Source organism: Streptomyces sp. ISL-43, assembly GCF_018614195.1.
In the GTDB taxonomy this organism is placed as follows: Bacteria; Actinomycetota; Actinomycetes; order Streptomycetales; family Streptomycetaceae; genus Streptomyces.
Map to the genome: position 1 here is coordinate 1 of NZ_JAGGOT010000082.1, position 15,383 is coordinate 15,383.

Annotated in this window: 16 protein-coding genes; 5 read left to right on the forward strand and 11 right to left on the reverse strand. The window is 71.9% G+C overall.

Annotated elements, in window-relative coordinates; all coding sequences use genetic code 11:
* Nucleotides 1-17: 17 nt before the first annotated feature.
* Together J7F03_RS36530 and J7F03_RS36535 are read right to left on the reverse strand one after the other, a co-directional pair.
* The gene (locus tag J7F03_RS36530) at nt 18-806 is read right to left on the reverse strand and encodes a DUF4239 domain-containing protein (protein ID WP_214957251.1); all 789 of its coding nucleotides are present in this window, start codon (nt 804-806) and stop codon (nt 18-20) included.
* Between the two features lie 43 nt (nt 807-849).
* The gene (locus J7F03_RS36535; protein WP_214957254.1) at nt 850-1,266 is read right to left on the reverse strand and encodes a helix-turn-helix domain-containing protein; all 417 of its coding nucleotides are present in this window, start codon (nt 1,264-1,266) and stop codon (nt 850-852) included.
* Between the two features lie 59 nt (nt 1,267-1,325).
* On the opposite strand from J7F03_RS36535, the gene J7F03_RS36540 reads away from it, so the two are divergent.
* The gene (locus J7F03_RS36540; RefSeq protein WP_214957256.1) at nt 1,326-1,964 is read left to right on the forward strand and encodes an NAD(P)-dependent oxidoreductase; all 639 of its coding nucleotides are present in this window, start codon (nt 1,326-1,328) and stop codon (nt 1,962-1,964) included.
* The gene (locus J7F03_RS36545) at nt 1,961-2,482 is read left to right on the forward strand and encodes a nitroreductase/quinone reductase family protein (RefSeq protein WP_214957258.1); all 522 of its coding nucleotides are present in this window, start codon (nt 1,961-1,963) and stop codon (nt 2,480-2,482) included. Before J7F03_RS36540 ends, J7F03_RS36545 begins: the two co-directional genes overlap by 4 nt.
* 2 nt (nt 2,483-2,484) lie before the next feature.
* Here J7F03_RS36545 and J7F03_RS36550 read toward each other — a convergent pair whose 3' ends face one another.
* From J7F03_RS36550 to J7F03_RS36580, 7 genes are all read right to left on the reverse strand, one after another.
* Nucleotides 2,485-2,781 (reverse strand): hypothetical protein, encoded by a 297-nt coding sequence (locus J7F03_RS36550; protein ID WP_214957260.1) that lies wholly within the window; start codon nt 2,779-2,781, stop codon nt 2,485-2,487.
* Nucleotides 2,782-2,971: 190 nt separating this feature from the next.
* Nucleotides 2,972-4,552, reverse strand: a complete 1,581-nt coding sequence (locus J7F03_RS36555) for an APC family permease (protein ID WP_214957263.1) — start codon at nt 4,550-4,552, stop codon at nt 2,972-2,974.
* Nucleotides 4,553-4,993: 441 nt separating this feature from the next.
* Nucleotides 4,994-6,487 carry an aldehyde dehydrogenase family protein gene (locus tag J7F03_RS36560; RefSeq protein WP_214957265.1) on the reverse strand — a complete coding sequence of 498 codons (1,494 nt, stop codon included), beginning with the start codon at nt 6,485-6,487 and terminating at the stop codon, nt 4,994-4,996.
* Nucleotides 6,484-8,223 carry an amidohydrolase family protein gene (locus J7F03_RS36565; RefSeq protein WP_214957267.1) on the reverse strand — a complete coding sequence of 580 codons (1,740 nt, stop codon included), beginning with the start codon at nt 8,221-8,223 and terminating at the stop codon, nt 6,484-6,486. The genes J7F03_RS36560 and J7F03_RS36565 overlap by 4 nt, the downstream gene beginning before the upstream one ends.
* Nucleotides 8,224-8,453: 230 nt before the next feature.
* Nucleotides 8,454-9,575 (reverse strand): LLM class flavin-dependent oxidoreductase, encoded by a 1,122-nt coding sequence (locus J7F03_RS36570; protein WP_214957270.1) that lies wholly within the window; start codon nt 9,573-9,575, stop codon nt 8,454-8,456.
* Between the two features lie 182 nt (nt 9,576-9,757).
* The gene (locus tag J7F03_RS36575; RefSeq protein ID WP_214957272.1) at nt 9,758-10,543 is read right to left on the reverse strand and encodes an SDR family NAD(P)-dependent oxidoreductase; all 786 of its coding nucleotides are present in this window, start codon (nt 10,541-10,543) and stop codon (nt 9,758-9,760) included.
* 29 nt (nt 10,544-10,572) lie between these two features.
* Entirely contained in the window at nt 10,573-11,520 is a 948-nt protein-coding gene (locus tag J7F03_RS36580; protein WP_214957274.1) for an LLM class F420-dependent oxidoreductase, read from the reverse strand.
* Nucleotides 11,521-11,699: 179 nt separating this feature from the next.
* Between J7F03_RS36580 and J7F03_RS36585 the strand changes: the two genes are divergently transcribed.
* From J7F03_RS36585 to J7F03_RS36595, 3 genes are read left to right on the forward strand one after another with little or no spacing between them, the layout of a single operon-like run.
* Nucleotides 11,700-11,957, forward strand: a complete 258-nt coding sequence (locus tag J7F03_RS36585) for a hypothetical protein (protein WP_214957276.1) — start codon at nt 11,700-11,702, stop codon at nt 11,955-11,957.
* 32 nt (nt 11,958-11,989) lie between these two features.
* Nucleotides 11,990-12,331 (forward strand): hypothetical protein, encoded by a 342-nt coding sequence (locus tag J7F03_RS36590; protein WP_214957283.1) that lies wholly within the window; start codon nt 11,990-11,992, stop codon nt 12,329-12,331.
* A 57-nt stretch (nt 12,332-12,388) separates the two neighbouring features.
* On the forward strand, nt 12,389-13,078 hold the full coding sequence (locus J7F03_RS36595) for a hypothetical protein (RefSeq protein ID WP_214957278.1): 690 nt from the start codon (nt 12,389-12,391) through the stop codon (nt 13,076-13,078).
* On the opposite strand, the gene J7F03_RS36600 is transcribed toward J7F03_RS36595, so the two are convergent.
* Nucleotides 13,050-13,895, reverse strand: coding sequence for a L,D-transpeptidase family protein (locus tag J7F03_RS36600; RefSeq protein WP_251073041.1), 846 nt, complete (start codon nt 13,893-13,895; stop codon nt 13,050-13,052). The two genes, J7F03_RS36595 and J7F03_RS36600, sit on opposite strands and share 29 nt — an antisense overlap.
* A gap of 25 nt (nt 13,896-13,920) precedes the next feature.
* On the reverse strand, nt 13,921-15,171 hold the full coding sequence (locus J7F03_RS36605; RefSeq protein ID WP_214957280.1) for a HAMP domain-containing sensor histidine kinase: 1,251 nt from the start codon (nt 15,169-15,171) through the stop codon (nt 13,921-13,923).
* Nucleotides 15,172-15,383 lie beyond the last annotated feature (212 nt).

Consider the following 15,383-nt stretch of genomic DNA (forward strand, 5'->3'; position numbering starts at 1 on the left):
CTCACGGGTCAGTACAGCTAGCGCCAGAACTGCGCCAGCGCCGCTTCCTTGTACGGGGCCGGGCTCACGCTCAGGTCCCCGGCGAAGGGCCGGTCGAGCGCCATCACCAGCAGCAGGCTGAAGCCGATCAGCCCCGCCACCGCCGACACGAACAGCAACTGCATCTTCAGGCTCCGCAGTCCGAAGAGGAAGGTGAGCGGCAGGATCACCAGCGCGCCTCCGTACACGAGGACTTGCAGCAGGACCGGCAGTGAGGTCTCGGCCATCGTCACCCGCGCCCGCCGCTGCGCGGCGATGTCGTTGAGGCGGCCGGCGGCCTCCCCGTAGAAGGTCTCGCTGCGGACGCCGACGGGCTCGTAGGCCTGGAGTGCCGTGTACATGGCGTGCGTCTGGTCGGCGGTGGCCTCGTAGCTGGGCCGGCCTTCGCGCATGAGGGGCCACTGGACCTCGACGACGGCGTGGACGTAGTCCCCCACCGCCCGGTCCACGCGGGCGCGTTCGGCCGGCGGGAAGACCTCCGCGCTGCGCACGACCAGGGCCAGGTCGGTGGCCTCGCTCGCGACGACGTTCTGGGTGTTCTCCAACTGCGTCCACAGGGTGACGACGACGAAGGCCAGGATGATGCCGTAGATCGCGCCGAACATCCCCAGGGCCACGCCGACCATCTCGTTGTGCTCACCGCCCACGAGCTGCGGGAACCTGCGGCGCGCGGCCAGGCTGCCGCCGATGGCGAGGGCGACGAAGCCGCCGACGAGGACGACGCCGAGGAAGAACGTACTGAGGTGGTTGAGCAGCCAGAGGATCATGTTCGGCCCAACGACCGCACGGCCCGGAGGGCCCGCCCGAAGATCAGCGCGAGCCGTCCGGCACGACCGGTACCGCCGCCCCCGCCGCCCCCGCCTCCTGCGCGTCCAGCAGTTCGTCCCAGTGTTCCCGCGTCCACTCGCAGGCCGCGTCCAGCGGCCCGAGCAGTCCCCTCCCGAGCGGGGTGAGCGCGTACTCGACGCGCCGCGCCGGGCCCTCGTACTCGGTGCGCGCCACGAAGCCGTCGCGCGCCAGCGCGCGCAGGGACTGCGTCAGGGACTTGGCGGTGATCTCGCGCAGCGGGACCTTGAGTTCCGAGAAGCGGCGGGGGCCGTCCTGGAGGCAGCGCAGGATCAGCGAGGCCCACTTGTCGCCGATCCGGAAGGGCACCAAGGGCGAGGGGCAGACGGGGTCGAACATCTCCGGGTCCAGGGGCGGCGGCGGAGGAGGCGTCTGCGTCATGAGCCACACCGTAGGCCGGTATCCGATCGGTAACCAGCCCTCCCCCTAGGGTCCGTGGCATGACGAATCAGGGGAACCAGGAGAACGAACGCGAGAAGATCGTCGTCTTCGGCGCAGGGGGCCGTGTCGGCCGGGCCGTCGTCGCCGAGGCGCGGGCGCGGGGCCACGAGGTCACCGAGGCGGGGCGGGCCGACGGGGACGTCACCTCGGCGGCGGACGTGGCGCGGCTCGCCGCCGGGCACGACGTGGCGGTGGCGGCGGCGTTCGACGCGGGGACCGTCCCGGGCGAGTTCTTCCCGGCGGCCGCCCGCGCCCTCGCGGCGGGCCTGCCGGAGGCCGGCGTACGCCGCCTCGTGTCGGTCGGGCTGGCGTCGGTGCTGCCGACGGCGTCCGGGGCGCTGCTGATGGACACCCCGGGGTACCCGCAGGAGTGGCGGGAGTTCTACGTCGGCCACGGCGCCGGCACCGAGGCCCTGCGGGCGGCCGCCGGGGCGCGGGGGCTGGACTGGGCGGTACTGAGCCCGGCCGGGGACTTCGCGGCCGCCGAGGCCGCGGGCGGGCCCTCCGGCGGCGGCTACGCCTTCGCCGCCGCCGATGCGGGCGACCGGATCACGCACGCGGACTTCGCGCGGGCGGTCCTGGACGAGGCGCTGGCCCCGACCGTGCACGGCGCGCACGCGGGGGTGACGACCCGATGACCGGGACCCGGCCCAGCACCCCGGCCCCGGCCCCCACCGACAGCCCGGACCCCTGGGTCGCCGACCACATCCGCCGCTTCGAGGAGACCGGCGGGGTGCCGCGCCCCGGGATCCGCGATCTGCTGCTGACCACGCGGGGGCGCCGCTCGGGCGTACTGCGCCGCACGGCCCTGGCCTACGTACGGGACGGGGAGGCGGCCGGCGGCGGGGAGGCGGCCGACGGCGGGGCCGCGTACGTACTGACGGCGTCGAACGCGGGGGCCGAGCGCCATCCCGCCTGGTACCTGAACCTGACGGCCGACCCGGCCGTCACGCTCCAGGTCGGCGTCGCGGCCTTCCCGGCGACCGCCCGCCCCGCGACCCCGGCGGAGGCGGAGCGGCTGTGGCCGGTGGTGGTGGCCGCGATGCCCTCGTACGCCGCCTACCGGGACGCGGCGGCGCGGGCGGGCGGCCGCGAGGTCCCGCTGGTCCTGGTCACCCGTACCGCCGAGGCGGCCGAGGCGCCCGTGGCGGGCTGACGTCAGCCGCCCACCTTCGGAGTCTTCGGCAGTCCGGCGGACAGCGACGTCCCGGCCCCGGTGAGCGTGGCGTCGGTGGCCTTCGAGGCGGATCCGGCGGCCGAGGCCGTGACCTCCACGGCCGTCTTCGCGTCCTTGATCGTGCCGCCGGGGTGGTCGACGATCTCGCCGACGCGCTGGGTGATCGGAGGTCCCTGGACGGCGGGCTCCTCGGCGGCGTGCGCGACGGCGGGGGTGAGTGCGAGGGCCGCTCCCCCGGACAGGACGAGGGCGGCGAGGCTGCGCTTGATGGCGTTCATACCGACCAGAACGACCCGCCCGCGCCCCGGTCACCCGCCCGGCCCCGCCCGTTCCGCGAATCGGCCGGCGCCCGCCTTCTGCGATCGGTCCGACACAGCGGTCTGCCTGCGGCCCTCTTGACGCCCGTGGCCCCGGATCGGAGGAACGATCCGGGGCCACGGGGATGACACGGCGGGGGAGGGGGCGGGGTCAGTCTTCGACTACCAGGGCCGGGGTGGACTTCGTCAGGACCTCGCCGCGGAAGAAGGCGGGGCTGCGGCGTTCGGTGACGAACATGACGACCAGGCCGAGGGCCAGGAGGCCGACTCCGATGACGAAGACGCTGCCGACGCCGAGGCCGGGGATGGTGGAGCCGGAGCCGTAGGACGGGTCCCAGGCGTCGTAGAGGGTCTTGAAGAAGACGGCGGCGAGCAGCAGGCCGCCGAGGACCGGGAAGACGCCCTTGAAGAACAGGTCGCGGGTGGAGCGGCGCAGCTCGCCGCGGAAGTACCAGGCGCAGGCGAAGGCCGTCAGCGAGTAGTAGAAGCAGATCATCAGGCCGAGGGCGAAGATCGTGTCGGTGAGGACGTTCTCGCTGACCAGGGTCATCACGGTGTAGAAGCCGCCGGTCGCGACGCCCGCCATGACGGTGGCGCGGCCGGGGGTCTTGAAGCGCGGGTGGACCTTGGCGTAGGAGGGCGGCAGCGCCTCGTACGTGGACATGGCCAGGACCGTGCGGGCCACCGGGATGAAGGTGGTCTGCAGGGAGGCGGTCGCGGAGGCCAGGACGGCGACGAAGAGCAGGATGCCGAGCATCGGGCCCATGACGGGGCCGGCGAGGGCGGCGAAGACGTTGCCCGAGGTCTCCGGGTTGCCGAGGCCGAAGCCGGCGGTGCCGGAGCCGACGGCCATCTGGGCGGCGATGCCGGTGGCCAGGTAGGAGCCGACCAGGACGACCATCGCGATGAGCGAGGCGCGGCCGGGGGTCTTGGCGGAGCCGGTGGTCTCCTCGTTGGTGGCCAGGCAGGCGTCCCAGCCCCAGTACATGAAGATCGAGAGCGAGAGTCCGGCGGTGAAGGCCGCCATGGACTCGACCGCGAAGGGGTTCATCCACTGCCAGGAGAAGTCCAGGCCGGTGTCGAAGGTGCCGGCCGAGGCCTTCTGGAAGGCCATGACGACGAAGACGGCGAGGACGGCGAGCTGGAGGCCGACCAGCGCGTACTGGACGCCCTTGGTGGCCGTCATGCCGCGGTAGCTGATGGCGGTCGCGACGGCGATGAGGGTGAGGCAGGTGGCGATGTGGACGAGTTTGTTGCCGTCCAGGGCGGAGATCGCCGGGTTGCCCGTGATCTCGCCGGCCAGCAGCCAGAAGTAGGAGGTGGCCACGCCGGCCAGGTTGGAGAGCACGATGATCGTGGCGATCACCAGGCCCCAGCCGCACATCCAGCCGATCCGCGGGCCGAAGGCCTTCACGGTCCAGGTGAAGGAGGTGCCGCAGTCCGGCATGGACTTGTTGAGCTCGCGGTACGCGAAGGCGACCAGCAGCATCGGCAGGAAGCCGGCCAGGAAGACGGCCGGCATCTGGACGCCGACCTCGCCGGTGGTGGAGCCGAGGGTCGAGGTCAGGCAGTAGACGGGGGCGACGGTGGAGATGCCGATGACGGCGCTTCCCACGAGGCCGACGGAGCCCTTGCCCAGGCCCTTGCCGCGGACATCACCGTCGGCGCCGCCCTCACGGGTGGCGCCGCTTACCGTGTCTCCGGCCGGGGGCCGAACGTCCAGCTGTGTCATGGGTAGGGACGCTAGACGCTGCGTTTTCCACATCTGGAGGGCTTGAGTCCGCATACCGTCGGCCCGGATGACCTTTGAACCGTGAGCCCAAGATGCTTAATGAACTCGCAATACAAGGTTCACTCGGGCATCCATACGCGATTCACCAGGCACCGGACACAACCTTCCGGTGTGCGGAAACCGCAGCCATGTCCGTTTTGGGCGTTTCGAAACTTTCCCGTGTGACTTTCTCCGACCCGCCCCCCGGTGCGCCTCGTGGAGCTTTTTGCCGTGGACATGTCGATCCTCTTAACCCCCAGCGGCTACGTGAAGGCGGAGGGCCTCGTGAAGGGGTGCGTCCTCACCGACTTCTTCAACGACAACTGAGGCGACCGGGCCGGGGAACCCCCTCGGCCCGGCCCCCTCGACCCCTCGCCCCCGGCCCGTCAGCCCTTCAGCCCTTCAGCCCGTCCATACGATCGACTGGATCTCGCTGTAGGCGTGCAGCGCGTACGAGCCCACGTCCCGTCCGACCCCCGAACGCTTGAAGCCGCCGAACGGCGCCTCCATGTTCCGCCCGATGGTGTTCACGCCGACCCCGCCCGCCCGCAGCCGCCGCGCCACGCGGAAGGCGCGCGCCGCGTCCCCGGACCACACGTAGTTCAGCAGCCCGAAGTCGCTGTCGTTGGCCAGCGCCACCGCCGCGTCGTCGTCTCCGGCGGCTCCGTCGAAGGGAACGACCACGACGACCGGCCCGAAGATCTCCTCCCGGACCACGCGCATGTCGTTCGTGCAGTCGACCAGCAGGGTCGGGGCCACGTAGAAGCCCTTGCCCGCGGAAGCACCCTCCCCGACGACCGGGCGCTCGCCGCCGAAGGCGATCCGGGCGCCCTCCTTCTTCCCCAGCTCGATGTACGCCTCCACGCGGTCCCGGTGTGCCGCGGAGATGACGGGCCCCACCACCGTGCCGCGCACCGTCGGATCGCCGACCTTCATGAAGGCCAGGTAGCCCGTCAGCTTCTCCACCAGCTGCTCGTACACCGACCGGTGCACGATCACCCGGGTCGGAGCCGTGCAGATCTGCCCGGAGTAGAAGGAGAAGGTCGTCCCGATCCCCATCACCGCCGCGTCCAGGTCGGCGTCCGCCAGGACGATCGCCGCGCCCTTGCCGCCCAGCTCCATCAGCTGCCGCTTCATCGTGCGGCCGCAGACCTCGGCGATGGACTGACCGACGCCCGTGGATCCGGTGAAGGACACCATGTCCACGTCCGGGGAGTCCACGGCCGCCTCGCCGACCTCCACCGAGGTGCCGGAGACCACGTTCACCACGCCCGCCGGGACCCCCGCCTCGTGCAGCGCGTCCGCCATGCGGAACACCGACAGCGGGTCCTGCGGGGCCGGCTTCACCACCACCGTGTTGCCCATGGCCAGCGCCGGGGCGACCTTGCCCGCCGGGTTGGCCCACGGGTTGTTGTACGAGGTGATGCAGGTGACGACGCCGACCGGCTGGCGCAGCTCCAGCGCCCCGAGCACGCTCGCCGCGCCCATCGGGCCCGCTTCGGTGACCTGCGGCGGCAGCCCGCGCTCCACCGGCTCCAGCGCGCCCCTCGCGTACCGGCGGAAGCGCGTCACCCCGACGCCGACCTGCATGCCGCGCGCGATCCCGGTCGGGGCGCCCGTCTCGGCCTGGGCGAGGGCCGACCAGGGCTCGTACTCGCGCTGGATGATGTCGGCGGCCCGGTCCAGGATCGCGGCCCGCTCCTCCGGCTTCGTACGGGACCAGCTCGCGAAGGCCGCGGCCGCGGCGCGCGCCGCGTCCTCGACCTGGCCGCGCGAGGCCTCGGGGGCGAGGCCCACGACGGACTCGTCCGCCGGGTTGACCACCTCGTAGTGGCCGCCGGCCGGCTCGACCCACTCGCCGCCGATGTAGAGCTTCTGCGGCTGTGCTGAGCTCATCGGGTGCTCACCGTCCTCGTGTCCCGGCCCGACCGGAGCACGATCCCGGGGATCGCCCCCGTGATCTCGTCGTCGCGGATGGTCTCCACGCCGTTGACGCGCACCGACACGATGCCGATCGCCCGTGCGTCCAGCCGCGGGCTGTCCCCGGGCAGGTCGTGCACGAGCGTCGCAGGCGCGGCCTCGATCCGCTCCGGGTCGAAGAGCACCAGATCCGCGTGGAAGCCCTCGGTGATCCGCCCGCGCTCGCGCAGCCCGAACAGCTGCGCCGGGTCGTCGGTGAGCATCCGTACCGCCTGCTCCAGCGGCACCAGCTTGCGGCCGCGCAGGCAGTCGCCGAGGAAGCGGGTCGTGTACGGGGCCCCGCACATGCGGTCCAGGTGCGCGCCCGCGTCGGAGCCGCCGAGCATGACGTCCTCGTGCTGCCAGGTCTCGGCGCGCAGCGTCCAGCTCGCCGGGTCGTTGTCGGTCGGCATGGGCCAGAGCACCGTACGCAGGTCGTCGTTGGCGCAGATCTCCACCAGGCACTGGAAGGCGTCCTGGCCGCGCTCGGCCGCGATGTCGTTGACGACCCGGCCCGACAGGCCCTCGTTGGCCTCGCTGTAGGTGTCGCCGATGACGTAGCGCCCGAAGTTGGCCAGGCGCCGGAAGACACCGGCCTCCTTGCTGTCGGCGCGGCGCAGCATCTCGGCCCGTACGCCGGCGTCGCGCAGCTTGGCGATGCGCTCCGGGACGGGCAGGGCGAGTACGTCGCCCCAGCCGGGGATGAGGTTGAGGGCGCAGAACGTGCCGAGCGACATGTTCATGGGCGTCAGGATCGGCATGGTCAGCGCGATGATGCGGCCGCCCGCCTTGCGGGCGCGCTCGCTCGGGACGAGCTGGCGCGGCACGCGCTCGGGGACGGAGGCGTCGATGGTGAGGACGTTCCAGTTCAGCGGGCGGCCGGCGGCCGCGCTCATCTCGACGAAGAGGTCGATCTCCTCGTCCGCGAACTGGTCGAGGCAGCCCGCGACGATGGCCTCCAGCTGCGTGCCCTCGTGCTCGGAGACGGCCTGGGAGAGGGCGAGCAGCTCGGCGGGCTTCGCGTGCCGGGAGGCCACGGGGGCGCCCGAGCCGTCGGAGTGGGTGGAGGACTGGGTGGTCGACAGGCCCCAGGCGCCGGCGTTCATGGCGTCGTGGAACAGGTCGAGCATCGCCTGCATCTGCTCTTCGGTCGGCTGTCCGCCGACGGCGTCCTCTCCCATCACGTACCGGCGCAGCGCGCAGTGGCCGACCATGAAGCCGGCGTTGACGGCGATCCGGCCGTCGAGGGCGTCGAGGTACTCGCCGAAGGTGGACCAGGTCCAGTCGACGCCGTCTTCGAGGGCCTTGAGGGCCATGCCCTCGACCTTGCTCATCATGCGGCGGGTGTAGTCGGCGTCCTCGGGGCGGGCCGGGTTCAGGGGGGCCAGGGTGAATCCGCAGTTGCCGCCCGCGACGGTGGTCACGCCGTGGTTCATGGAGGGGGTCGCGTACGGGTCCCAGAACAGCTGGGCGTCGTAGTGCGTGTGCGGGTCGATGAACCCGGGGGTCAGCACGAGGCCGGTGGCGTCCTCGCTGGTCGTCGCGGGTTCGGTGACGGTGCCGGGCGCGCCGATGACGGCGATCCGGCCGTCGCGTATCCCGACGTCCGCCACGCGGGCCGGGGCGCCGGTTCCGTCCACGACGGTGGCGCCCTTGATCAGGTGGTCGAGCATGACGTCCCTTCTGCGGCCGGGCAGATCCAGCCCCGCCGGCGTTTGAGGCGCGGGGGTCCGGGGCGAAGCCCCCGGCAGCGGCGCCGCACGGGCGGGCGCCCGAGGGCCCCGACCGGAGGCCGCCGGGCCGGCCGCAGCCACGGCATGACTCCGGCCGGGGCCGGTTCGGGGCGGCGGTCCGGGAAGGCGCCGCCCCCGCTTCTCCGCCCGGACCTAGGCCCTGTCCGGGCCTAGGCGCCTTCGCGGAAGCGCGTGGTGCGGTGCACCGGGTCGGTGTCGATGTGCGGGATCACGTGCTCGCCGATGAGCTTGATGGTGGTCATCGTGTCCTCGGGCGAGACGCCGGTCGGCAGACCGAAGGAGAGCTGGTCGGCGCCGGCCTCCTCCCAGCGCTTGCACTGCGCGCGGACCTCGGACGGGTCGCCGCAGATCAGCAGCTCCTCGGCGATCAGGAGCTCGATGATCTCCGCGTTGTACTCGGGCAGCATCTCCGGCCACTCCGGGATCGCCTCGGGCCGCGGGAAGGTGTCGTGGTAGCGGAAGACCAGCGACTGGAAGCGGTTCATGTTGGCGTTGACGGCGATCTCGACGGCCTTGTCGTGGGTCTCGGCGCAGATCGCGGTCGAGGTGACCATGACGTTGTCGTTGACGAAGGCGCCGATGGCCTTCGCCTCCTGGATCGCGGTCTTGTACTGCTCCAGCACCCAGGCCATGTCGGAGACCTTCTGGACGCTGAAGCCGAGGACTCCGAGGCCCTTCTTGGCGGCCATGGCGTACGAGGAGGGGGAGCCGGCGGCGTACCACATGGCCGGGTGGGCCTTGCCGTACGGCTTGGGGAAGATCTTGCGCGGCGGGAGCGACCAGTGCTTGCCCTGGAACCCCTCGTACTCCTCCTGGAGGAACATCTTGGGGAACTCGGCGATGGTCTCTTCCCAGATCTCCTTGGTGCCGTTCATGTCCTCGATGCCGGGAAGGAAGCCGAGGATCTCGTGGCTGCCGGCGCCGCGGCCGGTGCCGAACTCGAAGCGCCCCTTGGAGAGGTGGTCGAGCATGGCCACCTTCTCGGCCACCTTGACCGGGTGGTTGACCGGGGCGAGGGGGTTGAAGATGCCGGAGCCGAGGTGGATGCGCTCGGTGGCGTGGGCGAGGTACCCGAGGAACACCTCGTTCGCCGAAAGGTGCGAGTACTCCTCCAGGAAGTGGTGCTCGGAGGCCCAGGCGTACTTGAAGCCGGACTTGTCCGCCTGGATGACGTACTCGGTCTCCTCGATCAGCGCCTTGTGCTCTGCCTCGGGGTCGACCTTGGACCGCGCCTCAGGCACGTATCCCTGCACAAAGAGCCCGAATTCCAAGGGGATTCACCGTCCTTTTGTTTCTGACGTTGCGTCAGATTCGATGCCACGACTGTTCCACCGCTGGGGCGGGAGCGTCAATACCTGACGCTCCATCAGATAACCTGGAGGGCAGGTCGGGAGCGGGCCGGGAAGGGCCCGGGAGCAGCCCTGGAGCAGGGCCCGAGCGGGCCCGGAGCCGCTCACAGGACGCTGACGCCCGCCATCCAGCCGCCGTCGATCACGAACGGCTGACCGGTGATGTACGAGGAGTCCTCGCTGGTCAGGAACAGCGCCAGCTTCGCTATCTCCTCCGGCTGACCCACCCGCCCCATCGGCACCACGCGCTTGTAGAGCTCCGCCATGGCGTCGCGCGCCTCGTCGGTCATGTTGGCCGGGTCCAGCAGTCCTGGGTTGGCCATCGGGGTGTCCACGGCGCCCGGACACATCGCGTTGACCCGGATGTTCTTCGCCGCCAGCTCCAGGGCCGCCACCCGGGTCAGGCCGAGGATCGCCGCCTTCGTCGCCGCGTACGTGCCGACGTACGCCATGCCCGTCAGGCCCGTGTACGAGGAGGTGTTGACGATCGTGCCGCCGCCGGCCGCCTCGATCTCGGGAGCCACCGTCTTGATGCCGAGGAAGGCGCCGACCTGGTTGACCTGGACCACCTGCTGGAACTCCTCCAGCGGGGTCGCGGTCAGCTCGTTGAAGCGCAGGATGCCGGCGTTGTTGACGAGCCCGTCGACCGGGCCGAAGGCCTCCTTCGCCGCCGCTACGGCGGCCGCCCAGTCCTCCTCCCGGCTCACGTCCATCCGTACGTACCGGGCCCGGTCCTCGCCGATGTCCTTCGCGACCGCCGCGCCCTGCTCGTCCAGCACGTCGCCGAGGAGCACCTTGGCGCCCTCGGCGGCGAAGAGGCGGGCCTCCTGCTCGCCCTGGCCGCGCGCCGCACCGGTGATGATGACGACGCGCCCGTCCAGCTTGCCCATGCGTTGCCCCTAAGTGGCTAGTTAAATGGCTAGTCGTTGAGTAGCGGGCCCACTTCGGACCCGAACGCCGTGATCTGGTCTATGAGTTCGGCCCGGTCGCGATTGCGGAAGCGGACCTGGATCTGGTCGATGCCCAGCGCCTTGTACTCGCGCAGCGACTCGGCGAGCGCCTCCGCCTTGCCGGTGAGGGTCCGCCGGCCGGTGTCCCAGCCGGGCTCGCCGACGTACAGCGCCTCGGTGATCGCGCCGAACTCCATGGGGCCGTTGACCCCGGCCGCCTCGCGGAGCTCCTTGATGCGGGCGATCTGCGCCGGGAGCTTGTCGCGCGGGTCGCCCTGCGGGAGCCAGCCGTCACCGCGCACGGCGGCCCGGCGGACGGCGGCGGGCGAGGAGCCGCCGACCCAGACGGGGATCCGGGTCTGGATGGGCCGCGGCAGCTGCCCGAGGTCCTTGAAGGAGAACAGCTCGCCCTCGAACTCCGGGTACTCCTCCGGCCCCAGGGCCGCCCGCAGGGCGTCGAGGGTCTCGTCGAGGACGGCCCCGCGGCGCGCGAAGTCCACGCCGAGGACCTCGAACTCCTCCTGCACGTGCCCGGCCCCGACGCCGAGGATCAGCCGGCCCCCGGAGAGGTGGTCCACGGTGGCGTACTGCTTGGCGCTGAGCAGCGGGTGGCGCAGGCCGAGGATCGCGACGTGGCTCAGCAGCCGCACGTTCTCGGTGATCCCGGCGAGGAAGGAGAGGGTGGCCACCGGGTCGTACCAGATGGTGCTCATGGGGCCGGCCATGCGGCGCGGGATGGCGACGTGGTCGCAGGTGGCGACGTAGCCGAAGCCGGCCCGGTCGGCCGCCCGCGCGACCGCGGCGAGATCGGCCGCGCCGGCGGTCGCCTCCCAGGGCTCGGCGTAGATGGTGCTCTGCGACTGGATCGGGAGCTGCATCCCGTAGACCAGCCGACCTTCCGGAAACACGCGCGCCATGGGCCGTACCCGCCTCGTCCTCGTCTGCCGATTCGCCATACCCGTGCCGGGCCATCGTCGTAGCTGACGGACCGTCAGGCAAGGGGTCGGCGGGAAGCCTGATCTACCCGGACCCTTGCCGGTACGGGTACGGGTACGGGTACGTACCCGTACCCTGAGAGATGGAGAGGAGCACGACCATGTCTGACGCGAACATCCGCATCCCCAAGGAAGCCAGAGATCGACTCGCCGCCATAGCAGCCGCCGACGGGTTGTCCCTGCGCGCCTACCTGGCCCGCCTCGCCGAGACCCTGCTGACCCCGGACGAGCGGGCCGCGCGCGCCGAGCGGGCCCGTGCCGCATTGCGGACGTGGAACGGCTATGCCCCCACTGCCGCCGAGCAGCAGGACCTGGACAGCGAACTCGACCGGCGCCTGAGCGAAGCGAGGAGCCGGTGACGGAGGTCCACATCGTGCTGGACGAGACGGCGATGGTGGCGGCGAGCCAGGGGAACGTCCTGGTGTCGCGCCTAATCCACCGCGCGCACTCCGAGACGGGCTGGTTTCTGCACGCCCCCTCCTGCGCGCTCGTCGAGGCCGACCGGGCCCGGCCCGGCACGGCCGAGCACCTGGCCGCACTGCCCGGCATCACCATCCTGGACCTGGACCTGCCGGCTGCCCTGGCCGTCGCACGTCAGGAGACCTGGGCGGCGGCCCACAGCCAGTACGCGGCGCAGCCCACGGCCGACCGCCCCGAGGGGGCCGTCATCGCCACCACGTCGCCGAAGCGGTGGGAGGGCGAGGCCGTGCGGGTCCTGGACCTGAGTCCGTGACCTGGGCAGTCCGGAGAGGGCTGTGCGGATCCTGAGCGCTCCACTAGGGTGCCGCGCGTGGATCTGTTTCTGACCCTGGTCAGCGGGGTGGCGTGGACCGTCGTGTACGTAGAGGCGATCCGGGTGGGGCTGCGGGACCGGACGTATGCGATGCCGGTCGCGGCCCTCGCGCTGAACTTCGCGTGGGAATCGACGTACGCCGTCAACGATTTCCGGGCCGGAGTGTCGGCGCAGGGCATCGTCAACGTGGTGTGGGCCGTCGCCGACGTCGTCATCCTGTACACGTATCTGCGCTACGGGCGAGCCGAGTTGCCCGGCTTCGTGACCCGGCCGCTGTTCGCCTTCTGGAGCGTGCTGGTCTTCACGAGCGCCTTCGCCGTGCAGTGGCTCTTCCTCGCCCACTTCGCCGCGCACGACGCGACCCGCTACTCGGCGTTCCTGCAGAACCTGCTGATGTCCGGACTGTTCATCGCCTTCTACGCGGGCCGGCGCGGCCGGCGCGGGCAGTCGCTCGTCATCGCCGTCGCCAAATGGCTGGGCACGCTCGCGCCGACCTTCCTCTTCGGGGTCGTCGAGGACGCGCCGTTCATCCTCGGCCTGGGGCTGCTGTGCGCCGTCTTCGACCTCGCGTACGTCGCCCTGCTGGTCGCGAACCCCGCGGGCGGCGGGCCCGTAGCCGATGGCGTTGCCGATGGGCCCGTTGCCGATGGGCCCGCGCTCAGAAGCCCTGCGGGCCCATCACGATGACCGGCTTCGCCGCCGGGTCGAGGGTCGCCAGGACCTTCTTCATCGCTTCCTTCGGAATGCCCACGCAGCCCTGCGAGGGCCCGTCGTGGTCCACGTGGAGCCAGATGTTGCCGCCCTTGCGGTCGCCCTCCGGCTTCGTAGGGTCGAGCGGGCTGACCCCCGCCTTGCGGTTGAAGTCGATCGCGACGACATAGTCGAAGGAACCCCGCAGGGACTCGCCGTTCACCCCGCGCCCCGTGGCCACGAAGGAACCGTCCTGGTCGTACGGGAACTTCGTGCCCGGCGGCTTCGGCAGCAGCCCGCCCGCGTCGGTCAGCGCGAACACGCCCTCGGGGGAGGTCAGGTCCCCGTACGTCCGCTCGGTGGACCAGCCCTTGGCCCCGTTGCGTGCGGGCCAGCTGTCGCTCTTCGCCCAGTCGGCCCCGGCCGCCGGGCGCGTGTACAGGGCCGCGGTGGACTCCGAGGAGTCCGCCGCCTTGCCGGTGACGAGGACCAGCTGCCGGGAGTCCGCGGGGATCTTCGCGCGGGTCTGCTCGCTGATCCCGGGCAGGCCCTGGAGGCCGTCGCGCTCGACTCCGCGCGCGGCGCGGCCGACGGCCGGCGGCCGGGCGTCGGCCACGGCCTGCGCGGCGGCGTTGGCCGGCGGATAGTGCGCGAGGTACACCCAGCCGGCGCCGAAGCCGAGCAGGCCGAGGGCGGCCACCGCCGCGAGCGGGCGCGGGCCGCGGGAGTCGCGGGCCGCGCGGCGCGCGCCGCCGGCGCGGGAGCGGCGGGGCGGACGGGACGTTCGGGAGCCGGCTCGGGCGTGCTTGCTCATTGACCCGACCGTACACAGCCGATCTTCAAATTTGTTGACCGGTCAAACTCCCGGGCGTTTCCTCCGCCGGTGACGCCGCCGGGAACCAGACCCGGACCGTCAGCCCGCCCCCCGGCCTCGGATTGGCCCGCGCCGTCAGCTCGGCGCCGTGCGCCCGCGCGATCGACGCGACGATGGAGAGCCCCAACCCGGCGCCCTCGCCCGCCGTGTGCTGCCGTTCCGCCCGCCGCCGGAACGGCTCCAGCAGCCGTGGAACGTCCTGCGGGTCTATCACCGGGCCGGTGTTGGACACCGTCAGCACCCCCTCTCCGGAGGTCGCCACTTCCACGCGGCCGCCCGCGCGGTTGTGACGTACGGCATTGGCCAGCAGGTTCCGCACCAAGTGCCCCAGGAGCGTCCGGTCGCCCGTGACGGTCAGCGGCGCGAGGTCCCGTACGAGGGTCAGGTCCTCGGGGGCCGACCCCTCGGCGCCCGCCGGCTCGGCGGCCGCGAGCTCCGCCAGGTCCACCGGCTCGGTCGCCTCCAGGCCCTCCTCCGAGACCGCGAGCAGGAGCAGCGACTCGATGAGGTGCTGGCCGGAATCCACGACGTCGATGAGCTTGGACCGGATCCGGGCCACCTTCTCCGGCGGCGGGTTCCCGGCCAGCCCGATCTCGGCGGCCGCCCGCTGGACGGCGAGCGGGGTGCGCAGCTCGTGGGCGGCGTTCGCGGCGAACCGGCGCTGCGCGCCGACCAGGTCCTCCATCCGGTCGAGCATCCCGTCGAAGGTGTCGGCCAGCCGCTTGAGTTCGCCGGGCGGGGCCTGGAGGCCGATCCGCTCGTGGAGGTTGGCGCCGGAGAGGCGGCGGGCGGTCTCGGTGATCACGCCGACGGGGCGCAGCACGCGGCCGGCCATCCACCAGGCGAGCCAGATGGAGATGACGGCGAAGACGGCGAGGGCGACGAAGGAGACGACGAGCAGTTCGTGGAGGGTGGCCCGTTCCACGGCGATGGACAGGTTGCGGGTGGTCCTCCACTGCTCGATCTGCTGGGGTGTCGGGGTGATGCCGGGGTCGAACGGCTGGGCGGGGACGGGCGTCTGCCGGCCCTCGATCGCGGGCGGCGGGGTGCCCTCGAAGTTCGGCGTGGTGGTCATGACGGCACCGCTGATGCGGGTGTAGAGGCCGTTGCGGAGCAGGATGTTGATCAGGGCGATCAGTCCGCCGCCGGCGAGGAGCAGCAGAGAGCCGTAGAGGGCGGTGAGACGGGTGCGCTCGGATCGGAGCACCGCTCTCATCGCGGATCACCGATCCGGTCGATCCGGTATCCGGCGCCCCGCTTGTGTCCGGCAAGGGCCACAGACGGGCCGCAGATGCTAAGCCGAGAGGGACTGTGTAGCGATCTGACGCGCCTCAACGCCACAGACGGGCACTGCCGACCAGGCCGCCCCTCGGACTCTCACCCCCCGGCCATCCCCCGGGACGCCCCCCGGCACCCATCAAAGCCCCA

What these genes read in the sequence shown, in the direction of transcription:
- J7F03_RS36530 (WP_214957251.1), bottom strand. Translation starts at nt 806, where the DNA reads ATGATCCTCTGGCTGCTCAACCACCTCAGTACGTTCTTCCTCGGCGTC.
- J7F03_RS36535 (WP_214957254.1), bottom strand. Translation starts at nt 1,266, where the DNA reads ATGACGCAGACGCCTCCTCCGCCGCCGCCCCTGGACCCGGAGATGTTC.
- J7F03_RS36540 (WP_214957256.1), top strand. Translation starts at nt 1,326, where the DNA reads ATGACGAATCAGGGGAACCAGGAGAACGAACGCGAGAAGATCGTCGTC.
- J7F03_RS36545 (WP_214957258.1), top strand. Translation starts at nt 1,961, where the DNA reads ATGACCGGGACCCGGCCCAGCACCCCGGCCCCGGCCCCCACCGACAGC.
- J7F03_RS36550 (WP_214957260.1), bottom strand. Translation starts at nt 2,781, where the DNA reads ATGAACGCCATCAAGCGCAGCCTCGCCGCCCTCGTCCTGTCCGGGGGA.
- J7F03_RS36555 (WP_214957263.1), bottom strand. Translation starts at nt 4,552, where the DNA reads ATGACACAGCTGGACGTTCGGCCCCCGGCCGGAGACACGGTAAGCGGC.
- J7F03_RS36560 (WP_214957265.1), bottom strand. Translation starts at nt 6,487, where the DNA reads ATGAGCTCAGCACAGCCGCAGAAGCTCTACATCGGCGGCGAGTGGGTC.
- J7F03_RS36565 (WP_214957267.1), bottom strand. Translation starts at nt 8,223, where the DNA reads ATGCTCGACCACCTGATCAAGGGCGCCACCGTCGTGGACGGAACCGGC.
- J7F03_RS36575 (WP_214957272.1), bottom strand. Translation starts at nt 10,543, where the DNA reads ATGGGCAAGCTGGACGGGCGCGTCGTCATCATCACCGGTGCGGCGCGC.
- J7F03_RS36580 (WP_214957274.1), bottom strand. Translation starts at nt 11,520, where the DNA reads ATGGCGCGCGTGTTTCCGGAAGGTCGGCTGGTCTACGGGATGCAGCTC.
- J7F03_RS36585 (WP_214957276.1), top strand. Translation starts at nt 11,700, where the DNA reads ATGTCTGACGCGAACATCCGCATCCCCAAGGAAGCCAGAGATCGACTC.
- J7F03_RS36590 (WP_214957283.1), top strand. Translation starts at nt 11,990, where the DNA reads ATGGTGGCGGCGAGCCAGGGGAACGTCCTGGTGTCGCGCCTAATCCAC.
- J7F03_RS36600 (WP_251073041.1), bottom strand. Translation starts at nt 13,895, where the DNA reads ATGAGCAAGCACGCCCGAGCCGGCTCCCGAACGTCCCGTCCGCCCCGC.
- J7F03_RS36605 (WP_214957280.1), bottom strand. Translation starts at nt 15,171, where the DNA reads ATGAGAGCGGTGCTCCGATCCGAGCGCACCCGTCTCACCGCCCTCTAC.